The 2,647-nt window shown below is 53.0% G+C and carries 2 protein-coding genes; one reads left to right on the top strand and one right to left on the bottom strand.

The window, feature by feature from the left end:
* Positions 1-58: 58 nt before the first annotated feature.
* The gene (gene eno / locus Q0L39_RS11560; RefSeq protein WP_296629334.1) at positions 59-1,369 is read right to left on the bottom strand and encodes a phosphopyruvate hydratase; all 1,311 of its coding nucleotides are present in this window, start codon (positions 1,367-1,369) and stop codon (positions 59-61) included.
* 162 nt (positions 1,370-1,531) lie between these two features.
* Between eno and Q0L39_RS11555 the strand changes: the two genes are divergently transcribed.
* On the top strand, positions 1,532-2,548 hold the full coding sequence (locus tag Q0L39_RS11555; RefSeq protein WP_296629333.1) for a polysaccharide deacetylase family protein: 1,017 nt from the start codon (positions 1,532-1,534) through the stop codon (positions 2,546-2,548).
* The last annotated feature ends 99 nt before the right edge of the window (positions 2,549-2,647 follow it).

Genomic DNA, 2,647 nt, shown 5'->3' with positions numbered 1-2,647 from the left:
CTCAGTACCCCTTCCAGGGGTCAGCAAGTACTGACCCCTCTGGGGTCTGAGCAAACCACTAGTTTACTAGTGGTTTTGATTGCTTTGCGAACGCAGACTGTTTGCCCAGTGATTCTTCAATCCGCAGCAGCTGATTGTATTTGGCAGTGCGCTCTCCGCGGCAGGGAGCGCCCGACTTGATAAAGTCCGCGCCCAGCGCAACGGCGAGGTCGGCGATGGTGCTGTCCTCGGTTTCACCAGAACGGTGAGAGAGGATGACTTTATAGCCGGCTCGCTGTGCCATCTGGACCGCCTGAATGGTCTGGGTAAGGGTGCCGATCTGATTGGGCTTGATGAGCACGGCATTGGCTGCCTTCATGGCGATTCCTTCAGCAATGCGCTGAGGATTGGTGACGAACAGGTCGTCTCCGACGATCTGGACGCGGGAGCCGATGCGATGGGTCAGCTGGACAAAGCCCTGCCAGTCGTTTTCTCCCAATGGGTCCTCGATGGAGCGGATCGGATATTTGCCGCACAGAGCTTCCCAGTGGGAGATGAGCTGTTCGGTGGTATAAGAAAGCTGGGATTTGGGCAGAACGTATTTTGTTTCCAGACTATCCGGTTCCTGCTTGATCCATTCGGAGGCGGCAGCATCCAATCCAAAGACAAAGTCACGCTGCGGCAGAAAGCCTGCGCGGTCGATGGCCTGACAGATCAGGTTGAGTGCCTCATCCTCCGAGGGCAGGTTGGGAGCAAATCCGCCTTCATCTCCCACCGAGACGGACAAACCCTGCTCGCGAAGGATTTCCTTCAGACGATGATAGACACGGCAGCACCATTCCATTGCCTGGGAAAAGTTCTGTGTGCCGGTCGGCAGAATCATAAATTCCTGCACGTCCAGATTGTTGCCGGCGTGAGCACCGCCGTTTAAAATGTTCATCATCGGCATCGGCAGACGGTTGGCACTCAGTCCACCCAGCCAGCGATAGAGAGGAAGCTGCCAGGAAACGCTGGCAGCGCGTGCACAGGCCAATGAAACAGCGAGGGTGGCATTGGAACCAAGTTCCTTGCCGCTTTTAGGGTTGATCAGTTCGCAGAGGATACGGTCGATTTCCTGCTGTTGGAGGACACTTTTTCCTGTGAGAGCCGGTGCAATCCATGTCTTGACCTGCTCGACGGCAAGCTGTACGCCTTTGCCCAGGTAACGGGAAGGATCGTTGTCGCGGATCTCGGGTTTTTCATAGCTGCCGGTGGATGCACCGGAAGGAACAGCAGCACGTCCGGCGCTTCCGTCTTCCAGAATGACCACCGCTTCTACGGTGGGATTTCCGCGCGAATCCAGAATTTCGCGGGCTTTGATCGTTTGTATGGAGCGATTGATTTTACTCATGATAGACCTCCCTGAAAAAGAATTCAATTTTATTCTGTCCGGCGGATTGCATTTTATGACAAAAGTCTTTTATAATGGAGATAAGAAAACAGTATGGAACGCCGCCTTTGGGACAGAATATACAGGAAACAAGACTTTTTAAAAGAAAGGGATGTCGATTGGATGAAAAAATACAGATACCAACGTTTTTTCTCTTTGCTGCTTGTGGCGATGATGCTGGCAGCGGGCACCGGATGCACCCGCGATGTTCAGCAGACACCGGAGTCCGAGGTGCCGCAGGAGGAACAGAAGCTGGATGAAACCATGACTGCCGAGGACGAGCAGGAACAGGACAGCCTGTCGGCAAAACTGCCGACGGAGGAAGTGCAGCTGCCGGACAATCAGACAGAGCCAGAGGAAGAAGTAGAAAAACAGGAAACACAGGAACAGGAGGAACAGAAGCAGGAAGAAGAGACCCAGAAAGAACAGGAAGTACAGGATGTTTCTCTGCAGGGACTGAGCACCGAAAAACTGGGCTGGGGTCCAGGATTACAGACCGACGAGAATAATCGTCCGGTGGGAGCGACTTCCTATCAGGAGAAGTATGGGCAGTACGATGCTGACTTTATTCGGGAGAATGAGATGAACATCTACCTGACCTTTGACGAAGGATATGAGAATGGATATACCGAGAAGATTCTGGATGTCCTCAAGGAAAAGCAGGTTCCGGCGGTGTTTTTTGTCACCCAGCCTTATGTCGAAAGTGAACCGGAGCTGATTCAGCGGATGATCGACGAGGGACATGTGGTGGGCAATCACAGTGTCAACCATCCGTCGCTGCCCGATTGCAGCGTGGAAGAGTGTCGTCAGGAGGTGCTGGGACTGCATGAATATATGCTGGAAAACTACAACTACGAGATGAAGCTGTTCCGTTTCCCGATGGGTGAGTTTTCCGAGCAGGATCTGAGCATCTTGCAGCAGCTTGGCTATCGCAGTGTATTCTGGAGCTTTGCCTATCAGGATTGGCTGGTGGACGACCAGCCTGACCCACAGGAGGCAATTCAGACCATCGAGCAGCGCTGTCACCCTGGAGCTATCTACCTGCTGCACGCTGTATCCCAGACCAATACCGAGATTTTGGGACAGGTGATCGACGATCTGCGCGCACAGGGCTATACCTTCTGTGCTTATGAGGCATAATAAAAAAACACCTTCGGCAGTCTGAACAGGTCCAGTAAAAGTGGACAATAGACAAAACGCCCCCTGTGTAGGAAAATAGACCTATACAGGGGGTGTTCG

Source organism: uncultured Negativibacillus sp., from assembly GCF_944388365.1.
Lineage (GTDB): Bacteria > Bacillota > Clostridia > Oscillospirales > Ruminococcaceae > Negativibacillus.
The sequence above is the reverse complement of the archived record's forward strand: the minus strand, read 5'-3'. Positions and strand labels throughout refer to the sequence as shown.

Bases quoted from the DNA above. Each gene is read 5' to 3' on its own strand.
- eno (WP_296629334.1), bottom strand. From the start codon at position 1,369: ATGAGTAAAATCAATCGCTCCATACAAACGATCAAAGCCCGCGAAATT.
- Q0L39_RS11555 (WP_296629333.1), top strand. From the start codon at position 1,532: ATGAAAAAATACAGATACCAACGTTTTTTCTCTTTGCTGCTTGTGGCG.